This window comes from Sivoneniella epilithica UHCC 1019 (genome assembly GCF_040830845.1).
In the GTDB taxonomy this organism is placed as follows: Bacteria; Cyanobacteriota; Cyanobacteriia; order Leptolyngbyales; family Leptolyngbyaceae; genus ULC077BIN1.
On record NZ_JBFPDP010000005.1, the window covers coordinates 94211 to 115050 of the forward strand.

Genomic DNA, 20840 nt, shown 5'->3' on the forward strand with positions numbered 1-20840 from the left:
TTGCAGCCCTATGTAGAACTAGGAACTACTCTAAATAGTCCGAAGCAACCCAGCTACCATCGGGAAGTTCTTCCCAAGCGTATCCATCTCGGTAAACGGGTCCATCGACTGTAGAAAGATGCTCACCCTCATAAGCACCATCTCTAATGCTGTAACCTAACCCTGGACCGGAGCGAATATTTAAGCCAATTCCAGTGTTGGTTCTGACATGACCACCGCTATAAGAAGACGGGCTGTAGTAGTAGTCATCGTAATGATGACCTCCGTGATAACTCACTTCTTCGTAGCTGGTGGGTTCATAATAATTGTCCACATACTCTGTAGCGACCCATCCGCCGTTAGATCTGCGTTGCCAACTATATCCATGGTGATCATAGGAAACAACTTCACCATAGGTATCGATAATTTCGCCTTCTTCCAGACCTCCAATCCGGCGGTAGTCAAGCCCTGGACCACTGCGAATATTTAAGCCAATACCGCTGTTGGTGTTAACAACGCCCCAATCTACAGGCTTATACTTTTCGTTTAAGCCCAAAGCTGTTGCGGTTTCTTTGCCCACGATTCCATCCACTTGCTTCAAGCCTTGACGCACTTGAAAATCCATGACCGATGCTTCGGTTTTTGCACCGTATGAGCCATCGGCTTCAATGCCTAGGGCTTTTTGAATGTGAGTCACTTCATCGCCGGATGCCCCCGCACCATAGGACTCGGTTGCAGCCATTGCATTTCCACTGCTAATAGATGCCGCTACTACAGCCGCACCTGCTAACGTCATCAGGGTAGAACCCGAAGCCTTGAGATGTGCTTGATTTAACAATGTCACCTCTGGATCAGGGGTGGGATCTTCATAATGGACAGCCGTATGAACAAAAGCTAGTAATTCCATAAGCTCCTCGATCGCTTAATCTTCACCTGCTCAGACTTCCAAACAGCGATCGCATTACTAATAAAGCGATGCAATGCACTTTTGAAGACTTGCAGTGTTGAGTGTACAAAAATCGCATTTATCCATATCTGCAAACTTTATCAAAACGTCGAAAATGATAAACTTTACATAGTGGAAAATGACAACTTAGTCTACCATACGCTTCTTAATAGAATTATTGGTAGAGTTAATTGTTAATTTTTTCTTACTTTGAATCAAAGCCGATTGCTCTCTATTTTTTAGGGGCAGCCTTCGTCTCAATGGATGCTTTTGAATCACGGATTTTGTAGGTTCGCAACAGTTCTAAACTAGGACAGCATTCTGGATCGCCGGGTCGAAATTGTTGGATTTTTGCTTCGATTGTGGCATTGGGTTTGATTGCGATCGCCTTTACTCTGACTTGAGATCCCACAAATTCCGCAGAAATATTTTTAGGGTTTCCCTGCTCGTTTACTGCGGCAATCAAATAAGTGACATCGCCAGAGTTGGGAATTGTTACCCTGAGCGATGCAACCGCATCTTTTACACCATCTTTGTTTAGATCGCCATAGGCTACAACATCATCTAAAGAGATAGTTCGTTGGGTGTTTTTATCTGTATATTTGCCATTGGTTAACTTGATAGGTCCTTTGGCTAGGAAGAAGTATTCCGCATTTTTTAATTTTTCTACCGTCAAGGGCGGATTCAATTGTGGAGATGCTTGAATGGGTTGAGGGGTTGATCTGGGCGTTACCTTTAAGGCTGTAGGGCTAGGAGTTGCTTCAGAAGTTTGACTGATTTTTGGAGAAGAATTAGGCGATGAAGCACTATTAGAGGGAGCAGATTGATCTTGAGTTTGAACGGTGCTACATCCTGCTAGGCTGATGCTAATTGCAAGTCCACTAGCAAGCTGGATAAATCTATCTTTAAAATTCACAATCATTTCCTGGTTCACTGTTCTGAAGAAGATGACCGACGCGCAATGTTAATGGTCTTTTAACTGTTAGAAACTCAGCAGAATCATAGTAGCAGCAAGGTTTTAATTGAATGCATTCAGATGGAGAATACTTTACTCAAGTGTTGAACCCAAGTGCTGATTGGGTTGGATCAGTAGTTGTAGACCCAATCAAGCAGCACACATTATTTTTTCTGGTAGCCGTTTGAGTAATTATGCTCAATCCAAGCGATCGCAAAAGTATGAATTTTGATGGATCTTGAGGCATGAAAACGAACTATTTGATGATTAGCGGTGGTTTAGTGTTGTTAGGTTTAGCCTCTATAACTGCCACTTTTCTAAAAATTTTGGTTTCAGCAGAGGCAGAAAAAAATCATCTGAATCAGGACAACGCAATTCAAGCTGAGAATCATAAACCATTTATTCCTCTAAAATCCCAAAAAAACCAGGAGAATGCCATCTTTCAAAAAGTAAATAGAGCGATCGTGACAGTGTATGGAGCGAAAGAGTTGGGATCTGGGATGATTATCCGAACAAATGGACTAGTTTTGACCAATAAACATGTGGTTGAAAACTCCACTTCGCTAGCCGTAAAAACTGCCACAGGGGAAGTCTATGCCGCTGAAATTGTGGATTTTGATCTGCGCTACGATTTGGCGATCGTGCGGTTAAAAACAAAAAACACTGCACCAATCGTTTTGCCAACTGTTAGCCTAACGAATGCTTGGCGATTGCAATCGGGCGATCGCATCTATGCGATCGGCAGTCCTGGTGGTGAAGCGGGAACAATGACAACTGGAACCTTTCTTCGCACGACTGAGCAGGGTAGTTTGCAACTCAGTTCAGGTCTGCTCAGCCCAGGCAATTCTGGCGGTCCATTGCTCAATGCTGCTGGTGAAGTCGTGGGGATTAATAAAGGGGTTTTGGAAGATAATACTGGACTTGCCACCAGCGTGGTTGCCATCAAAGAATTACTAACTCGCTATGATGCTATTCGCGATCGCCCAAAGCGGTAAGGGTATCTCTTAATAGGTACTTACCAGAAAGCTGGGAACCCTCAAAAAGTGCCCCACATTGGACTTTGTGAATTTTTAGCTTTGTAAATTAACGAAATTAACGGCAGTTACATCCGGCTAATGACGTTTTTAATGATGCCAATGCCTGTGATTGCCTGCCACGCAAACAAACCCATTAGTACTAGGTTCAAAGCAATGTGAGTCGATCGCGCCCAATCGCTACCCTTTTGCATCAGCGGCGATAAGGAAGCAGAAACAGCAATCATTCCAGTCATGCTCAACCCGACAATTAAATGAGGATTCACAAACAGCTTGCCACTGTTAATGTAGGTTGCGCCCATTGCACCCACAGCACCCACCACCATTAGCGCTAGCAATAAGGAACCGACCTGATAGTGCTTTAGGTTAAATTTTCCTTTGATCAATTCTTTCTTCTCGTCGCCTTGAGCGGAACGAGTCTTGCGAACTTTCATCCCCAGATAAAGGGCATAGACAGTCAATGCCAGCAGCACCCACATTAAAATAGGGTGAATAAATTGGCTCCAAACTTTGATGGATTTAAGAATTTCAGGTGTCATAGGAACGGCAGAAGAAAAGGATCTTCATAAAAAGTAGCATAGGCGATCGCTTTCAGCCTATTCAGCCCACGCATCGACTCCCATCTAGCCTTCAACTACAGCAATGCAATCAATTTCTACCAGCAAATCTTTGGGCAGCCGAGCCACTTCCACACAGGCACGAGCCGGGGCATTCGTTTCACTAAAGTACTGGGCATAGACCGTGTTCATTGGGACAAAATCATTTAGGTCTTTCAGAAATACTGTCGTTTTGACTACATCGTCCAACGTTGCGCCTGCTGCTACTAAGATTGCTTTCAGATTGGCGATCGCCTGTTCGGTTTGCAGCGTCACATCTCCTGATCCCACAATGTCGCCAGTCTGAGGATCGAGGGAAATCTGCCCTGCTACAAATATCATTCGACCCAAAGCCGCGATCGCTTGGTTGTAAGGACCCACTGGAGCCGGAGCCAAATTGGTATGAATTACTTCACGAGACATAAGAAAAACCTTTGAGTTTTGAGTTTTGAGTTTTGAGTTTTGAGTTTTGAGTTTTGAGTTTTGAGTTTTGAGTTTTGAGTTCGCCGTTCGCCATTCGTCATAACCTAGGGCGAATCCCATAGTTGCGGTAGCGCAGATAGTCTTGCAAGATGCGATCGTGATCAAAGCAAAGATTGCTTGGAATATTCCAGGGTTCAAATAATTCCAAATGTTTTGCATCGTCGCCAGCGGTTGGCTGCCCGATCGCCGTTGCCAAAAATACTACGCTCAAGGTGTGCTGGCGCGGATCACGGTTTGGGTCAGAATAGACATAAAACTGCTCCACCAATTTTACCTGTAATCCAGTTTCTTCCGCCGCTTCCCGCTGCGCTGCTGTTTCTACCGACTCGCCGTAGTCCACAAATCCTCCCGGAAGTGCCCAGCCTAGGGGTAAATTCAGTCGTTCGATTAATACAATGGGGCGATGGGGGCGATCGCCTAGTTCAATAATGATATCAACCGTGGGCGTAGGATTGTGATAGGACATGCAAAGAGTGATTGGGTGTTAGTTTTGAGCATGATACAGTCGAGTGGTTGAATTTTCGTAAATCTCTATCTTGAGACTGCTTGCTGATACATTGCCCTCAATCAGGATAGATGTAGCAGATATCAGGGGTTAGGGGTGAAGTGGTTTATATGCTCAGGCTCACGTCCTATTGCTTATCCTAGCCATTCTGACTACTGTTATATTTTCCTCAATAGTCTTTCAGAAAACTGGCGCTTTCCGCCATTTAACTACATAGGTTTATCATGTCATCACTCAGAGCCAGCGGCGTTTTACTCCATCCCACATCGTTTCCCGGTCGCTATGGTACAGGTGATTTAGGCTTAGAGGCGTATCAATTTATTGATTTTTTAGCCGCCAGCGGACAACAATATTGGCAAGTATTACCCCTAGGACCGACTGGCTACGGGAATTCTCCTTACATGTGCTATTCCGCTTTGGCAGGCAATCCACTGTTAATTAGTCTGGAACTCCTGCAAGACAGTGGCTTTTTGGAGGATGGTGATTTATGGCATGTGCCAGAATTTTCGGGCGATCGCGTTGAGTTTGAAAAAGTAGTCGCCTACAAAATGCCGCTGTTTCATAAAGCTTGCAACACCTTCAAGGAAAAAGCCTCGGAAGTTCAGCGCACCAAATTTGCTGGGTTTTGTGAAAGCAAAGCTTACTGGCTAGATGACTATGCTCTCTTTATGGCGCTGAAAGAAGCTCATGGCGGCGCAAGTTGGTATCAATGGGAACCAGAATTGGTGACGCGATCGCCCGAAGCATTGGAACAGTGGGGAAAGCGACTTAATTCCGAAATCACCTTCCACAAATTTTTGCAGTTTGCTTTCTTCTCCCAATGGTCGCAGCTTAAACAATATGCGGGCGATCGCGACATTCAAATTATTGGTGACATTCCTATCTATGTCGCTCATGACAGTGCTGATGTTTGGGCAAACCCAAAAAACTTTTGCCTCAACAAAGAAACCTACGAACTCGACCTGATGGCAGGCGTTCCACCCGACTACTTTAGTTCCACTGGGCAACTGTGGGGCAACCCGGTTTATAACTGGGAGCATCTCCAACAAACCAACTTTAAATGGTGGGTTCAGCGATTTGAAGCCATGTTGGACTATGTGGACGTGATTCGGATTGACCACTTTCGCGGCTTCGAGTCCTTTTGGGTTGTAGAACTAGACCCAGAGGTTAAACCTGAAGACCGTACTGCTGAGAAGGGAGAATGGGTCAAAGCACCCGGAAAGGAATTTTTTGAAACCCTGCGAGATAAGGTAGGCAAACTGCCGATTTTGGCAGAAGATTTGGGCGTGATGACTCCAGAAGTCGAAGAGCTGCGAGATACGTTTGATTTTCCCGGCATGAAAATCCTACAATTTGCCTTCGGTTCCGATCCTGGCAACCCCTTTCTGCCGTTCAATTTTCCTCGAAACTGCGTTGTTTATACTGGTACTCACGACAACGACACTACTGTAGGCTGGTATGAAAGCCGCGAAGAGTGGGAAAATGAGGCGATTCTTCGCTTTTTTGGGCAGATCAGCCCAGAAGGAATTCATTGGGATCTGATTCGGCTTGCCTTTAGCTCTGTCAGCAATTTAGCAATTATTCCACTGCAAGACTTTTTTGGATTTGGCACCCCTGCCCGCATGAATTACCCCGGCAAGCCTACTGGTAACTGGGAATGGCGATATTGGGGTGGCTTAATTACTCCTGAATTGGCAGAACGGATCAAAAACCTGACTCAAACCTTTGGGCGTGCGCCTCAACCCAAAGGCACGCCAGAGTGACAATGGGGCAGCGCTGTAGCGGTTAATTCTGCTCAACATAAAATTTCAACTCCTCTTGTGACAGTGATTAAACTGTGCCTAGAGTCTATTATCTTGCTCTTAAAAGATGCCTATCCTACTGACGTGCGTGAGGTGTTTTGTAGGAAAATGGTATGAAAAAGGCTTTTATTGACAATGCAGCGGGCTATTGGGTGACTGTTGGTGCAGCGCTGGCTCTAGGAACTACGGCAAGTGTTTTTTTGGCGAATGGAGCGATCGCGGCAGAGATAATAACCCCCGCTACTTCAACAACTGGCATGGAGCAAGTTAACTCTGTCTCGCAATTGACTGATGTTAAGCCGACCGATTGGGCGTTTCAAGCACTGCAATCTTTAGTAGAGCGGTATAGCTGTATTGTGGGCTACCCTGACAAAACGTATCGTGGCGATCGTGGGACAACGCGGTATGAATTTGCCGCCGGATTAAATGCCTGTCTCGACAAAATTCAAACCTTGCTTGCTGCCGCGACGGCTGATTTTGTTACCAAAGAAGATTTAGAAACCGTCAAAAGGCTGCAAGAAGAGTTTGCTACTGAGCTAAGCGCTTTACGGGGTCGCGTAGACACTTTAGAAGTCCGAACTGCCACGTTAGAAAAACAGCAGTTTTCCACCACCACGCGGCTGGCTGGAGAAGTCATCTTTTCCCGGAGTGATGCCTATGGGGGCGAGGATGCCACTGGCTTTGGGCGAGTTCCGGTCGATGCAGGCAGAGGCTCTGGAGTTCAGCAGAATCGGGTGCGGCTGAACTTACTCACCAGTTTTACGGGGCAAGATTTGCTCACCACTCGTTTAGAAGCCGGAAATGCTATTCCCACCTTGGCAACAGGCGGCACAACAGGCGGCGCGAATTCTGCCTATTTGCTCTATTCCAACGAAGGGCGGCTTGCCTATGACAACTCTAGCGTGGCGATCGCCAATAATTCAGTGAATCTCAGTTTGCTGAGCTATCGCGCTCCGATTGGCAATTTTGCCACGGTGACGGCATTTGCCAGTGGTGGCTCCCATTTTCACTATGCGGAAACATTGAGTCCTTATTTGGATGATGAGGATGGCGGCAACGGGGCGCTCAGTCGCTTTGGGCAATTTAATCCAATCTACCGGATTGGGGGAAATGGAGCCGGTGCTGGAATTAACTTCAAGCTGGGCAATATTTTTAAGATCGACGCGGGTTATTTGGCAAATCGGGCAAATGATCCGAGCCAAGAGGCAGGCTTATTTAATGGTAACTATTCAGCGTTGGCGCAGATTTCGATTCAACCGAGCGATCGCGTTGGACTAGGGCTAACCTACGTTCATGCCTACAATAACGCAGGCGCATTTCGCTATGGTGGGTCTGGCACGGCAACCGGAACTTTTCTGGGTAATCTGCTGCCCGGTTCCCAAGGCGCTTTCCCATCGCCGCCTAGTCGTCCCACTGTTACCGATTCTTTTGGGGTCGCGGGCTATTTCAAACTCAGCGATCGCATTGTGCTGAGCGGTTGGGGCACTTACACCCGCGCTACCTTTTTGAGCGGCGGTGGCGGCAGAGGCGATATTTGGTCTTATGCCGGAGCCTTGCTGTTTCCCGACTTGTTCAAGCGCGGTAGTTTAGCGGGTATCATCGCTGGGGCTGAGCCAACTCTAAAGGGAGTAGAACTCGCCGGACAGCAGCGCACCGTGGTAGATCGCGATGATGCCGTTCATGTGGAAGCGTTTTATCGCTATCGCCTCAATGACAATATCTCGATCACACCAGGGATCATTTGGCTACCTGCCCTGAATCAACGTGCCAATAATGATGATGTTTTTATCACCATTATGCGAACCACCTATTCTTTCTGATGGCTTGATCAGCACTTCTGCCAAAATTCATCTACTCTCAAGATAGGGTTTATGGAAGAAAGTGAGCGTGTCCCAGTCTGTTTCTCAGTCTCTAGAAGTTGTGCCAGCGACAGGATTAGAACGATCGCCATTAGAAAGTTCGCCGAATCCCGAAACGATCGCGATCGACGTGACGGGTATGATGTGTGCGGGTTGTGTGCATTCCGTTGAGCAAACATTAACTCGCTGCTCCGGCGTGATTGCTGCAACGGTGAATCTGGCAACAGAAGTGGCGACAGTGCAATATCTCCCGGAAACCACTACCCCGATCGCTCTGGCAAATCACTTGACCGAAGCCGGGTTTCCTTCTCAACCGCGATTACTAAAGGGCGATCGCGATCGTACTGAAGCAGTCTCTCCAGAGTTTGATCTGCAACAACGACGACAGCAAGAAACGCGGCAACAGCTTATACGCTTGGCGATCGCAACTCTGCTCTTGTTCCTGTCGGCATTAGGACACTTAGAACAGCTTGCAGACATTAGACTGCCGGGACTGAGCAACATTTGGTTTCACTGCGGACTGGCAACCCTTGCTCTGCTGTTTCCGGGGCGCGCCATGGTAATCGATGGGTGGCGAGGCTTGCGCCGGAATGCCCCCAACATGAATACGCTGGTCAGTTTGGGAACTCTCACCGCCTATTTCACCAGCCTGATTGCGCTCCTGTTTCCGCAACTCGGCTGGGAATGCTTTTTTGATGAACCCGTGATGTTGGTGGGCTTCATCTTGCTAGGGCGAAACTTGGAACAACAAGCCCGGAACCGAGCCGCTTCCGCATTTCAATCTCTGCTAGCCCTGCAACCGACGATCGCCCGCTTAATTCCGGCTCAAAACTTAGGATTGCAGGAGGAGTCAGAAAAAATTCAGGAGTCCGTTTCACCGCTGGAAATTCCCGCTGAATTAGTGCGGGTAGGGGAATGGCTACAGGTGTTGCCGGGAGATAAAGTTCCGGTAGACGGGGAAATTGTGGTAGGGCAAACCTTGGTGGATGAATCCATGGTGACGGGCGAACCCGTGCCCGTAATCAAACAAACGGGAGATCGCGTGATCGCTGGCACGCTCAACCAATCGGGCGCGATCGCCATCCAAGCCACCCGCACCGGCAGCGACACCACCCTTGCTCAAATTATTGCCTTAGTCGAAACGGCTCAAACTCGCAAAGCTCCGATTCAAAAGCTAGCGGACACGGTTGCCGGATACTTCACCTACGGCATTCTGGCGATCGCCACCCTCACCTTTCTGTTTTGGTATTTCATCGGCGCTCATCTCTGGGCAGCAGAATTGGCTGGCATGGGGCATTCTGTTTTGGATCATGGACATTCCGTGCTGACCCATTTGTTTACAGTGCCCAGCCATATGTTGCACCACTCCGGCACCCCGTCGCCATTGCTGCTTAGCCTCAAAATCGCGATCGCAGTTCTAGTCGTCGCATGCCCTTGCGCCCTCGGACTTGCCACCCCCACCGCCATCCTAGTCGGTTCCGGCATTGGTGCCGAGCGCGGCTTACTAATTCGAGGCAGCGATATTCTAGAACGTGCCCACGCCCTAGACACAATCGTTTTCGACAAAACAGGCACCCTCACCAGCGGCAAACCCACCGTCACCGACTGCCTCGTCATCAACCCAAACACTACACCCCCCAATCAACTCGACATTCGCCATCCGTCACTCGCCATTTCCTCCTCCTCCCTTCTCCAACTGGCTACCACCGTCGAAAGCGGCACCCGTCATCCTCTAGCTCTGGCAATTCAGCAACACGCTCAGCAGCAAGCGATCGCCCTGTTACCCGCCCAAGATTTTCTGACTGTGCCAGGATTTGGAGTATCGGCAATGGTGCAGTGTGCTGACGATGGCACTCAGTCGCCGCAACGGGTGCTATTGGGAACGGCTGACTGGCTGACACAAAATAAGATTGCGATCGCCAAAGCCGTTCAAGCTCAAGCGAAAACACTGTCGGCTGCGGGTAAAACTGTGGTTTATGTTGCCCTAGCAGAAACCGTCGTTGGCTTGATTGCCGTTGCGGACATATTGCGTCCTGACGCGATCGCAACAGTAGCGAAACTTCGGCAAATGGGAATGACCGTGAAAATGCTGACGGGCGATCAGTCCGATACGGCGATCGCCATTGCCCAATTGCTGGATATTGCTCCGGCTGATACTATGGCAAACATCCGACCGGATGGGAAAGCAGACGCGATCGCTCAACTGCAAAACCAGGGTTACACTGTTGCGATGGTGGGCGACGGAATTAACGATGCCCCAGCCCTAGCTCAAGCTGATGTGGGGATCGCATTACACTCTGGCACCGATGTGGCGACCGAAACCGCTGGCATTATTCTCATGCGCGATCGCCTAGGCGATGTCGCAGAAGCCATCCATCTCAGTCGAGCCACATTCAATAAAATTCGTCAGAATCTTTTTTGGGCATTTGCCTATAATCTAATCGGCATTCCGCTTGCGGCTGGGCTATTGTTGCCGAGCTACGGCATTTTGCTGAGTCCCGCTGCTGCGGGTGCCATGATGGCTTTTAGCTCAGTCAGTGTAGTGACTAATTCACTCCTGCTGTATTGGACGATTCCTCCTCAAAAATACGCTTCTCTAGATTTCTAAAGGACATAAACTTATACTTGAGATGATTGATCAGCATTTTCCGAAAGGCGATCGCGAATAATACAATGTATGATCATCGGCTATATGAGAATTTTCCTTTATTGTTTGTTTGCATCTCCCAATGCCTACTGCTGCCTATCAAAGTCATCTATTCATTATTCAAGACGATAAGGGTCGTGCAGAGATTACCCTTGACCGTGAACTTCATACGATTGGTCGTGATCCTGACTGTGACATTCGCTTAGTGTCTCAATTTGTTTCACGCCGCCACGCCACGCTAGTGCAGTTGAGCAACGACGATGGCACCTATTGCTATCGCATTGTCGATGGCATCCCAGCAGGTCGATCAAGCTCCAATGGTTTGCTGATCAATGGTCATAGACTGCGCGCTCACACTTTAGAGCATGAAGATGAAATAGTATTTGGTCCTAATGTGACTGCAACCTACCTTTTGTTAAGACGAGAGGAGGTTATTACCGCACTACCTGACGAATACGACATTACGCTAATTGGACCCAATATGATGGGACATCCAGAAGAGGGAGAGACCAATAGCGACAACCTGCCTCAAAGCAAGTTTAGCGCCGCGATGTTGAACCAATATAAACAAGTTAAATAAGAAACTCAGTTGGATGCTGAAATCTTTACCTGAGAGAATCTTAATTATTTTAAGATGCTCACTGGGTCAGCCTTTATAATTCGCGATAGCAAAAAATGCGATATTCTATTTCTTCATTAACTTAAAATTTTCCTATTCAAAAAATTATTTGCGCTAAATTCTAATTATTCAGCAGAACGCAATGTGCGACTTTATTGAAACCGCCTAAAAGCAGCCCTCTCCCGCAGAAGAGGGAACCAGAGATCTCTTGAAAGCCTCTCTCCTGCGGGAAAGGGGTTTGGGGTGAGGGTTCTTAGTTGCACATCGCGTTATTGAGTGCTTAAATAAACACTTTTTGCAATTTCTTACGTTTTGCCATAGGTGAGCCGAGTAAGATTTCGCTCTGCCGCTAATTTGGATATTGCTGCTCATATTCTTTTTAATTCAAATATTTTCTCCGCCCTAACAGTGCTGTCTTAGCCTGCCATACAGCTTTTTAAGTATGACAGCATGTAGGCTAGGTCGAATATCCATAACGTTGCATTTACCCAAGCTAGAGCAGTGTACTTGTTAGCTTTTATGCTGTTTCAAGCTAAAATTTTCAACAGTCCATTTTATTAGTTTTGCTGTTTCTTGAAGAGAATGTTGTGTCGCTCCGAGCCTCAATGCCTTCTGAACCCAATCAAAATCATCTCCTGATTATTGAAGATGACAAAGGGCGGCGCGAGTTTATCCTGACTGCGCCACTTTACTCAATTGGTCGAGATCCAAAGTGTGATATTCGACTGGTTTCCCAGTTTGTTTCTCGTCGTCATGCAACTTTAGTGCAGCTACCCACTGAAGACGACAGTTTTTATTACCGGATTGTGGATGGAAACGCTAAGGGCAAAGTGAGTGCGAATGGTTTATTAATTAATGGGCGCAAGTTACAGGCTCAAGATTTGAAGAACGAAGATGAAGTGGTATTTGGTCCTCAAGTTCGGGCTATTTACTATTCGCTTCAACGAGATGCTGTGGTGACTGTGCCGCCAGATGAATGGGATATTACCTTAATCAGCCCAAACATGGTAGGTGATCCAGAAGATGATGACCCAGAAGATAGCGATCCAGAAGATGACGACTAGTGGTAAAGCGTTTGATGACTAGCCTGCAACGGTTTCAATTATTTGCCAATGATTCGCGTCTGAGATCGCTTGAGTAATTCGGCTAAATACTTGCTGGCAATGATTATCGAGATGGAGAGGCAACTCTTCATTTTTAACCACAATATTCATATGAATTTCGCGATCGGTGATCACAGTTTTGTCAACCAGTACTTCGACAGTGACTAGCTGGTGAAACGCAACATTACCTGGTATCTCCCGTGCCATGAGATAATCGCCAGTCTGATAGATGACGTTAAAACGACAGGATTCCAATGTCTCTTTCATTAAGGGTTGAAAGACACTAACCGGAGTCAAGATTTTGAATATGCCAGTATAGCGAGCCATATATTCCTGGACTTTCAACAATTAGACCCTGCCATGATAGCGTTCATTCGTCGCTAACGAAATGGTAGATGGACTAAATTCTATTTAAGTGAATTTTCTTCAAACGTAATCCGAAAACTATGCTGGGTCGATTCATTGTATTTGAAGGGGTTGAGGGTGGCGGCAAGACGACTCAACTGGAGCGATCGCGTCAGTGGCTAATCAACAGCGGTTGGCTGACTTTTCTGCAAGCTAAAGGATGGGTGCAGCAGCTAGTAATCACTCGTGAACCGGGTGGCACTGATCTAGGACGCGGGTTGCGGCAACTGCTGTTACAGTCAACCCAGGAACCCATTCAAGATCGCGCCGAGCTATTGCTCTATGCTGCCGATCGCGCCCAGCATGTGGAAGGTTTTTTGCGCCCCCACCTCACCCAAAGAAGTTTAATTTTGTGCGATCGGTATACCGATTCCACCATTGCCTACCAAGGCTATGGGCGCGGGTTAGACCAAACCCTGATCGCGCAGCTGAATCACATTGCCACGAACGGGTTACAAAGCGACCTCACTCTTTGGCTTGATCTTGACGTAAAAACCGGACTTACCAGAACCCACCAACGGGGCAAAGCCGATCGCATTGAACAAGCCGATTTCACCTTTCACCAGCGTGTGCAGCAAGGTTTCACAGCGCTTGCCGAAGCCAATCCCCACCGCATTGCTAGAATTAATGCTGCTCAACCCGAAGTAGCCGTTTTTCAAGAAATTCAAGTGATTTTAAGCGATCGGCTAACAGAATGGTATGGAGTTAGAGAGTGACGAATGATGAGTGGCGAGTGGCGAGTGAAGAATTTAAAGCTCTACTATTCGTAATTCGCTATTCGTAATCCATAGTTCGTAATTCGCCATGTCTCCTTTTTCTTCCTTGATTGGACAATCCCAAGCGGTACAGCTTCTGACTCAGGCAGTAGCTAAACAGCAAATTGCCCCTGCTTACCTGTTTGCTGGCTCGGCTGGAATTGGGCGGGGGTTGGCAGCAGAGTGTTTTATCGAGTTGGTGCTGGGTCAAGCCAAATCTGCGGAGCAAAAAGCGATTCTCCGCAGCCGGATTCAGCAGCGCAATCATCCCGATTTACTCTGGGTAGAGCCGACTTATACGCATCAGGGAAAGTTATTTTCGTCAGCGGAAGTAGAAGCCGCTGGGTTGAAGCGCAAAACAGCGCCATCGATTCGACTGGAGCAAATCCGAGGAATTGCCCGTTTCTTAGGGCGATCGCCCCTGGAAGCCGAGCGATCCGTCGTGGTGATTGAGCAAGCCGAAACCATGGCAGAAGCACCCGCCAACGCCTTGCTTAAAACCCTAGAGGAACCAGGGCAAGCTACTTTGATTTTGATTGCACCGGGAACGGAATCGCTGTTGCCCACCCTAATCTCTCGCTGTCAAAAGATTCCGTTTTTTCGCCTCGCCTCGGAAGACATGCTTCAGATTTTACAAACAACCAATCAAGCAGAAATTTTGCAGCAGCCGGAGATTTTGCAGTTGGCACAAGGTAGCCCAGGCGCAGCGATCGCCCATTGGCAAAAGCTTCAAGAGCTTCCCGCCGATTTATTGATAGCGCTTCATCAACCGATTCCCTCCCACCGAGATGCCCTCAGCCTTGCCCGTCAGATTGCCCAAACCCTAGAAACTGAAGCGCAACTGTGGCTGATTGATTACTTGCAGCAGATCTGGTGGCAACAGATCACCAACGGAATGCAAGGAACAACTCAATCTGCTTTATCGCCCCTCCAACACCTAGAGAAAGCTCGAACTTATTTACGGCGCAATGTCCAGCCCCGGCTTGTGTGGGAAGTCACGTTAATGGCAAGGGTCAGCAGTTGAAAATCTTTGCTATAAAAATCATGAAGTGGGGGTGTTGCTGAATATAAGTATGATTATTGACTCACGTTCCAATGGTTCTCAACAGGGTCACTACCGTTTCTTAATCCAGCAAATTGAGAAGGCGCTTCGGAATGCAGTGAATTTTAGGCATTTAGCAGAAGAATTTTTTATCGATCCAAAAGATGTCATCTCGTTACTGAAAGAAATAAACCAAGACAGTTTACAGAAGACGGCAGTCAAGCTATGAGCTTTCGGGCTAACAGCTAGGGGGCGATCGCCCCTGATTGTCAAACTCACGAAAAACCTGACTTTTTCCTGACCTTTTGCTGTCTTTTCACCTACATTAAATTCTGCCTGTAGAGTTAAGCTTAGCTGAAGACAAACAGGTAGCCTCTTCATGAATGAACAACGGGTTTTTCAGCAAGTTTTGGCACAAGTTAATCAGCTTGATGCTCAAATTCGTTTAAAGATTCCTGCTAATCAAGCATCGATCCAGCAACAGATTAATCGAATCGAGACTGCTGAACAGCACCTTAAGGCAGTTAAAACCCAAGTGTTGCGCCGACTGGCGAAAATTCCTAGTGATTCACGCTCGAATGGTTCTCAACAGGGTCATTACCGTTCCTTAATTCAGCAAATTGAGAAGGCGCTTCGGAATGCAGCAAATTTTAAGCACTTAGCAGAAGAATTTTTTATCGATCCAGAAGGTGTCATCTCGCTTCTACAAGGAATAAACCAGGATAGTTCACAGAAGGAGGCAGTCAAGCTATAAGCTCTCGATCTAGCAACTGGCGATCGCGTACTACTATCTGAGCATGGGTGCAGCTCAATCTTCTCAACACTTTGTGGCGATCGTGTCTTTAGATAGATGGAAAGGCGATCGCTTTTATTTAACAATAAATGGAATGCGCGCTGCAAAAAGAAATTCCTGAAGTACAAAAATCCCTTAGATGTTATGTTCCCCATGAAATCATCACAACTCCCCAACGGCATGACCTATAGCCTTATCGCTAGCGGCACTGAGATTATCCTTAGTGTTTGGGAGCCTGCTCAGATAACTGAATCTCGTATCCTGCCCTTTCTGTTTAAGACAAACTATCGACTTTCTTCAGAAGCAGAAGCCCATCGGATGTTAAGGAATTATCAAATCAGCGGCTAATGTCCTTTTAGGAAGTGATTTTATGAATCAGAATTCTTTGCCAAAGCCAGAAAGTGCTATTTTCTCGATTTATTGCACTCAGGACGCGATCGAGCTACACAGCGGCTCTCAAGATTGCGATACTGCTCGATTTATTAGCGCCCATAAATCTTACGAGAATGCTCATGCATTTTGTCAGTCTCTAGTTGAAAAAACGGGTCTTCCTCTTAAAGACTTGGCAAGCGATTACTAAGGTCAATCTATTTTTTAGAATTCCTCTTCGTCTGGAAAGATCTGAAGGCGGACAACGCGATCGCCCAGGTCATCCAGCGGCGTTTGAATCATTTCGCTCGAAAGAGTACCTAAGCAGCTTAGCAAGGTGCGGAGATGGGGCGTACTTTGTCCGCTATCGAGATATACCCGTTCCGACAGGCTATTCAAGCGTTTCCAGGTAAGGAATAGTTTGACGGCAGTTTGTTCAAGTTGAGAGGCTTGACTCACCAGATCCGCTGTGGCGCTAAGGCAACCCACCCGCAGAGCTTCTTCTAGCGCCAGTTCTAAATCTAAGGATTCATTGGTCAAAGCTTGCACACGAGCCGCAGCTTCCAGATATTTTGCCAAATAACGTGCTTCTGCGGTCACTTGTTTGATCGTGTCTACATCGGGCGTTTCTGCTACCGTATCCCGCAGAACCACTTGGTGCGTAGTGGGCAGCTTTTGCATTTCTTTCACCAAGGGAGCCAAGTAGCGGGTCGGCAGAGTGTGATCGGCGGCTTTTTCCTTCACTTGTTGTGGCAGCAGATCAGAGGTGACAGCGGTCCAATCATCGGATAGCTGGCGCACTTCCCGACGAGTAATGCGATCGCCCCGGCGAGCGGCATCGCTGATCAACTGCTGCACTTCTGGAGCAGACTGGGCAGTTTCAACAAAGGCACGTTTGCTGAACTGGTGAACATCATCCGGTTCTAAAAAACCACCTTCTAGTAAGGTGTCAGCGCTGGTCGCAACTTCTATCAGCGCGTATGCCTGACTTTTGCTAATTTCGCGATCTTTTAACCAGTTGAGAAAGCCTGCCCCCCGCCCATCGCTGTTGCGTTTTTCACGATCGCGCACGGTTCGCAAAATTCGTCCTCGCCAGATATCGGTTTGCAGGTCAAAGCGATCGCAGACCTGCCACGCTTGGTCAATCTGCTGCTGAAACTCAAACTCTGGGATCAGATCATCCTCAGGATCGGGAAGCTCAAATTCGAGGCTAGCTCCATTTCCCAACGTTTCAGGAGTCACTTTAGCCACATCAGATACTTGCTCCATTCCCAACTCACTAGACAAACAGCCGACCCATTATCACATCAAACCGCCAACAATAAGGGGCACAGCCAAAACTGCACCCCTGTCAATAATCTTGATTGAAATGAACGATCGCCGACTACTAGCCGCTCAAAACAAGCTAGCCCAAAACATAGGCAGACCGAAGCGCCCAAACAATCAGAACGCCAATCCCGCCCAAAACCACGATCGCCGAGAGTGCGATCGCCGCTGGACTGTCTGCTCCATCGAACTTCATAATTCCACGATTGAAATCCGACATAGTTGAGTTTCCTCTGGTCAGCTTAACACCGCCATAATTCTAGCGAATTAATCAGCAAATTCCTTTCTTAGTAAGGGATTCATCACATAACTGTGAAAAGGTGAAGAGTTAGTCACTCCTCCACCCCTCCACACCTCTGCTCCTTCATCCCACTCCATTCAATTGCTCCAAAGCTCCTATCTTCGACTATCGTGGCTCAGTGTGGTTGAGAATGACAAATGACTCAGGCAAATGTGTTACAGCTTGCTCAATCCGGAAATGCGGACGCGATCGCGCTGTTGATGAATGCTAGTTTGCAGGCGATTGGGGTATCGGCACGGGCAGTTTTTCGAGAGGGCAATCTACATGTGCTGTTGGAGTCGGAACGCACGTTAGCTCCCTCCCCGGCGATCGAATTTATCCGGCGCGGCATCGCTCGGTTGGGGTTAGGCTGGTTATCTTCCGCGATTGTTTATGGTCGGCTGGCAGGGCAAAGCTCTCCAATTTGGATACAGGAAGTTCGTTTTGAGACTGCGGAAGTCATTGACAATCCGTTTGCGATCGCCCCCAACTCCAACATTGGCGCAGCAATTGGCACAAAAACGGGCAGTCAAGATTGGGGATTTCCAATTCCTCAATGGCGCGTTAGCCCGTTTACGCTATCAATGCTAGTGAGTCTGCCGCTGGTGTTCCTGCTCGGTAATGGCGTGATCTGGTTTCGCTATCTAGCATCCGACCCAATGACTAGCGTGACAACTCCTACGCTGGCTCCAAGCCTAAAAGCAAGCTCTCAGCCAACCTCTGACTCTTTAAATAAAGCGTTGAGTCAGGCAAACCAAGCGTATCTGATTGGCAAAACGGCACAGTCTAAGCAAGAGTGGCAAAAAGCGGCGACTCATTGGAAGCAGGCGATCTCGCTCCTGAAAACAGTGCCTCAGTCTGATGCTCAAGCCGCGATCGCTCAATCAAAGCTCGTTGAATATCAACAGCAATTGGGCTACGTGATGCAGGATAGGCTTGCTTCTCAGGGAATGGTGTTAGTGAAAACTATTACCGGAGATATTTCGCCTAAATCAATTGTCCATTCGGGTAAAGGGCTATTTTTTGCCCAAAATATGATGTATCGCCACAGCATCACGGTCTACGATCGCCAGTTTAAATTAGTCAAAACGATTCCTGATCAGGTAAAGCTGGCAGATTTCGGCTATACGCGCTACCTAGGCACTCAGCAAGGATCTCCGGTAGAAGCTGCTTTTAGCCCCGATAGTCAAACCGCCTGGGTTTCCAACTATGAAATGTCTGGCGATGGCTTTAGCGGCACAGCGGATGATGTGTGCAGCCCAGAGCAAAACCACGCCCAGAGCTTTCTATATCGCATCAATACCCAAGGGTTAACGATTGACCGAGCAGTGCAAGTGGGGGCAGTGCCGAAATATGTGGCAACCACGCCCAACAATCGCTATGTGTTGGCAAGCAATTGGTGCAGTTGGGATGTGAGCGTAATTGATCCGACGCAAAACAAAGAAGTTCGTCGGATTGAGTTGGGTCCCTATCCACGGGGAATCGCGATCGCCGACAATCAAATCGCTTACGTCGCGGTGATGGGTTCCTCGGATGTGGCAGCTATTAATTTGACTGATTTCTCTGTAAACTGGCTGCGGAATGTTGGCAATGCGCCTCGCCACCTCAACCTCGATCCGGCTGGAAAGTATCTCTACGCCACGTTGAATGGCGAAGGACAAGTCGCCAAAATTGATCTCTCCACTCAATCAGTGGTTGCCAAAGTCGCGACGGGTAACGCTCCTCGCAGCATGACTATTTCGGGCGACGGACAGTTTTTATACGTGGTCAACTACGACTCAGACACCATCAGCAAAGTTCGTACCGCAGATATGCAAGTGGTGCAAGCGATCGCGGTCAATTCAGCCCCGATCGGCATCACCTACGACAACGACACCCAGCAAATTTGGGTTGCCGCCTACTCTGGCAGCATCCAAGTGTTTCAAGATTAGGAAAGTCCAGGCAATTTATGTCAGATTTACGATTTAACCAAGGCGATCGCGTCTAAATTCGGCGTTGCTGAATAGAAGCATGATTTTTGACTGTAGGGGTAGGTCTTGTGTCTACCCTGACGGAGATGAAGGGCAACCACAAGGGATTGCCCCTACGAATTTCATATCTCGATTCAGCAACGCCCTAAATTCCGGGTCATCTGCTACACATTCATTGATTAGGTTATAGGAGTCTGTAACACTGGGGTTATTGCTCAGCCGTGACTATCTCCATTAAGCCCCTCGCCTGATAGTTAGGAATGTCGGTACTGTTCATCAAAAGGATGAGATCTGAGCTAGATCAAGGCACCTATTACAAAGACATGTCAGTATTAAAGTACACGGGTCGATGAAGGTCGCGATATGGTTCTCAACGTAGATAATCCGCCTCAGAGCATCCCAGCAAGCGTACAACTAGCTAAAGTCGAGATTCTTGCCAAGCTTTACATAGACGGCAATCCTGCTGAGATCTCAGACACCACGATCTCCCAATTCTGCGACTGGCTTTGGGAGGAGTTCCAGAGTCTCTCATTAAACCTAGAGTTCTCATGGTATGAGCGCTACAGCAGCGTCGCAGAGATGTTTGCGGATATTAAGCAAAATCATCTTTGGGTGTCTGCCGAAAATTACGACACCACCCTAGGACTCAATCCTATCTACAACTTTATTTTTCAGGCAGTTCACGATGATGATCACTATCTGACCAATAGTGACTTTAGTTTGGAAGGAGAAATCGCAACCTATAATGCCACCGCCAAACGTGCGCCCAGCTTGGATGTTCAGAAGATTCTTTACTCCGAAAGTGTACTGAGATCGGCTGCCTATCTTTTTCTGGGACATTCACCGATCGCCAAAATCGTTTTTCCATGATTTGCCAATACTCAGGTGTAATCCTATGTCTATAACTGTACCGCCGTTGAAGGCGATCGTAACTCATCTAGCCGACGTGATTGAATATCCCAAAACCGGATTGAAGCGCAAAATTCTTTTAGAAGATGCTAATTGTCAATATGCGCTACTGTCTTTGGCAGCCGGAACGGAGATTGCTGAACATACATCTCCCCGGAATGCCACGGTAAATGTGATCGAAGGACAGGGAACGTTAACCCTTGAAGGTAAAGAGATTGTCCTCGAATCAGGAGTTTTTGTTTTCATGCCTGCTGCCACACCTCATGCCCTCAAAGCAATGACAAACCTAACGTTTTTATTGACGTTTTCTGAATGAGCTTCTGACTCTGAGCATTGACCTTTAGGTGTTGTCTACCTGACGGTACAAAGCGGATTACTGCGCTGCTTTCTATCTCGGTGTTCTCAATGTTGAGGTTTGGCGATCGCGAATGCTGAAGTTTCGCTAACTGTTACCGCAGAAATT

23 protein-coding genes are annotated in these 20840 nt (G+C 47.6%); 15 read left to right on the forward strand and 8 right to left on the reverse strand.

Annotated elements, in window-relative coordinates; all coding sequences use genetic code 11:
- Nucleotides 1-25: 25 nt before the first annotated feature.
- Together AB3R30_RS05025 and AB3R30_RS05030 are read right to left on the reverse strand one after the other, a co-directional pair.
- Nucleotides 26-886, reverse strand: coding sequence for a peptidoglycan-binding protein (locus AB3R30_RS05025; RefSeq protein WP_458648049.1), 861 nt, complete (start codon nt 884-886; stop codon nt 26-28).
- Between the two features lie 271 nt (nt 887-1157).
- Nucleotides 1158-1841 (reverse strand): hypothetical protein, encoded by a 684-nt coding sequence (locus tag AB3R30_RS05030; protein ID WP_458648050.1) that lies wholly within the window; start codon nt 1839-1841, stop codon nt 1158-1160.
- Between the two features lie 284 nt (nt 1842-2125).
- Here AB3R30_RS05030 and AB3R30_RS05035 point away from each other — a divergent pair, with 284 nt between their 5' ends.
- Nucleotides 2126-2875 carry a S1C family serine protease gene (locus AB3R30_RS05035; protein ID WP_458648051.1) on the forward strand — a complete coding sequence of 250 codons (750 nt, stop codon included), beginning with the start codon at nt 2126-2128 and terminating at the stop codon, nt 2873-2875.
- Between the two features lie 107 nt (nt 2876-2982).
- Here the strand turns inward: AB3R30_RS05035 and AB3R30_RS05040 are convergent, their stop codons facing one another.
- The 3 genes from AB3R30_RS05040 to AB3R30_RS05050 form a co-directional block, all read right to left on the reverse strand.
- Entirely contained in the window at nt 2983-3453 is a 471-nt protein-coding gene (locus AB3R30_RS05040) for a DUF4079 domain-containing protein (RefSeq protein WP_458648052.1), read from the reverse strand.
- 84 nt (nt 3454-3537) lie between these two features.
- Nucleotides 3538-4053 carry a RidA family protein gene (locus AB3R30_RS05045; RefSeq protein ID WP_458648053.1) on the reverse strand — a complete coding sequence of 172 codons (516 nt, stop codon included), beginning with the start codon at nt 4051-4053 and terminating at the stop codon, nt 3538-3540.
- The gene (locus AB3R30_RS05050) at nt 4031-4459 is read right to left on the reverse strand and encodes an NUDIX domain-containing protein (protein WP_458648054.1); all 429 of its coding nucleotides are present in this window, start codon (nt 4457-4459) and stop codon (nt 4031-4033) included. Before AB3R30_RS05050 ends, AB3R30_RS05045 begins: the two co-directional genes overlap by 23 nt.
- A gap of 263 nt (nt 4460-4722) precedes the next feature.
- Between AB3R30_RS05050 and malQ the strand changes: the two genes are divergently transcribed.
- The 5 genes from malQ to AB3R30_RS05075 all read left to right on the forward strand — a co-directional run bounded on the left by malQ (nt 4723) and on the right by AB3R30_RS05075 (nt 12489).
- Nucleotides 4723-6261, forward strand: coding sequence for a 4-alpha-glucanotransferase (gene malQ, locus AB3R30_RS05055; protein ID WP_458648055.1), 1539 nt, complete (start codon nt 4723-4725; stop codon nt 6259-6261).
- 152 nt (nt 6262-6413) lie between these two features.
- Complete coding sequence (locus tag AB3R30_RS05060; protein ID WP_458648056.1) at nt 6414-8120, forward strand: iron uptake porin; 1707 nt, start codon at nt 6414-6416, stop codon at nt 8118-8120.
- Between the two features lie 67 nt (nt 8121-8187).
- Nucleotides 8188-10767, forward strand: a complete 2580-nt coding sequence (locus AB3R30_RS05065) for a heavy metal translocating P-type ATPase (RefSeq protein WP_458648057.1) — start codon at nt 8188-8190, stop codon at nt 10765-10767.
- A gap of 121 nt (nt 10768-10888) precedes the next feature.
- Entirely contained in the window at nt 10889-11386 is a 498-nt protein-coding gene (locus AB3R30_RS05070) for an FHA domain-containing protein (RefSeq protein WP_458648058.1), read from the forward strand.
- A gap of 644 nt (nt 11387-12030) precedes the next feature.
- The gene (locus AB3R30_RS05075; RefSeq protein WP_458648059.1) at nt 12031-12489 is read left to right on the forward strand and encodes an FHA domain-containing protein; all 459 of its coding nucleotides are present in this window, start codon (nt 12031-12033) and stop codon (nt 12487-12489) included.
- Between the two features lie 18 nt (nt 12490-12507).
- Here the strand turns inward: AB3R30_RS05075 and AB3R30_RS05080 are convergent, their stop codons facing one another.
- Complete coding sequence (locus AB3R30_RS05080; RefSeq protein ID WP_458648060.1) at nt 12508-12855, reverse strand: hypothetical protein; 348 nt, start codon at nt 12853-12855, stop codon at nt 12508-12510.
- Nucleotides 12856-12974: 119 nt separating this feature from the next.
- Here AB3R30_RS05080 and tmk point away from each other — a divergent pair, with 119 nt between their 5' ends.
- The 6 genes from tmk to AB3R30_RS05110 all read left to right on the forward strand — a co-directional run bounded on the left by tmk (nt 12975) and on the right by AB3R30_RS05110 (nt 16103).
- Complete coding sequence (tmk, locus tag AB3R30_RS05085) at nt 12975-13649, forward strand: dTMP kinase (protein ID WP_458648061.1); 675 nt, start codon at nt 12975-12977, stop codon at nt 13647-13649.
- A gap of 88 nt (nt 13650-13737) precedes the next feature.
- Complete coding sequence (locus AB3R30_RS05090) at nt 13738-14712, forward strand: DNA polymerase III subunit delta' (RefSeq protein WP_458648062.1); 975 nt, start codon at nt 13738-13740, stop codon at nt 14710-14712.
- A gap of 49 nt (nt 14713-14761) precedes the next feature.
- Nucleotides 14762-14959 carry a hypothetical protein gene (locus AB3R30_RS05095; protein WP_458648063.1) on the forward strand — a complete coding sequence of 66 codons (198 nt, stop codon included), beginning with the start codon at nt 14762-14764 and terminating at the stop codon, nt 14957-14959.
- Between the two features lie 150 nt (nt 14960-15109).
- A complete protein-coding gene (locus AB3R30_RS05100) occupies nt 15110-15484 on the forward strand; it encodes a hypothetical protein (protein WP_458648064.1) in 375 nt (124 codons plus the stop codon).
- Nucleotides 15485-15676: 192 nt separating this feature from the next.
- A complete protein-coding gene (locus AB3R30_RS05105) occupies nt 15677-15871 on the forward strand; it encodes a hypothetical protein (RefSeq protein WP_458648065.1) in 195 nt (64 codons plus the stop codon).
- Between the two features lie 22 nt (nt 15872-15893).
- Nucleotides 15894-16103: a hypothetical protein gene (locus tag AB3R30_RS05110; RefSeq protein WP_458648066.1), complete on the forward strand. Its 210-nt coding sequence runs from the start codon at nt 15894-15896 to the stop codon at nt 16101-16103.
- A 14-nt stretch (nt 16104-16117) separates the two neighbouring features.
- Here AB3R30_RS05110 and AB3R30_RS05115 read toward each other — a convergent pair whose 3' ends face one another.
- Nucleotides 16118-17179, reverse strand: coding sequence for a hypothetical protein (locus tag AB3R30_RS05115; protein WP_458648067.1), 1062 nt, complete (start codon nt 17177-17179; stop codon nt 16118-16120).
- A gap of 118 nt (nt 17180-17297) precedes the next feature.
- Nucleotides 17298-17438, reverse strand: a complete 141-nt coding sequence (locus AB3R30_RS05120) for a hypothetical protein (protein ID WP_458648068.1) — start codon at nt 17436-17438, stop codon at nt 17298-17300.
- A 218-nt stretch (nt 17439-17656) separates the two neighbouring features.
- On the opposite strand from AB3R30_RS05120, the gene AB3R30_RS05125 reads away from it, so the two are divergent.
- From AB3R30_RS05125 to AB3R30_RS05135, 3 genes are all read left to right on the forward strand, one after another.
- A complete protein-coding gene (locus tag AB3R30_RS05125; protein WP_458648069.1) occupies nt 17657-19429 on the forward strand; it encodes a YncE family protein in 1773 nt (590 codons plus the stop codon).
- A gap of 402 nt (nt 19430-19831) precedes the next feature.
- Nucleotides 19832-20338, forward strand: coding sequence for a hypothetical protein (locus AB3R30_RS05130; protein WP_458648070.1), 507 nt, complete (start codon nt 19832-19834; stop codon nt 20336-20338).
- A gap of 25 nt (nt 20339-20363) precedes the next feature.
- Nucleotides 20364-20693, forward strand: a complete 330-nt coding sequence (locus AB3R30_RS05135; protein ID WP_458648071.1) for a cupin domain-containing protein — start codon at nt 20364-20366, stop codon at nt 20691-20693.
- The last annotated feature ends 147 nt before the right edge of the window (nt 20694-20840 follow it).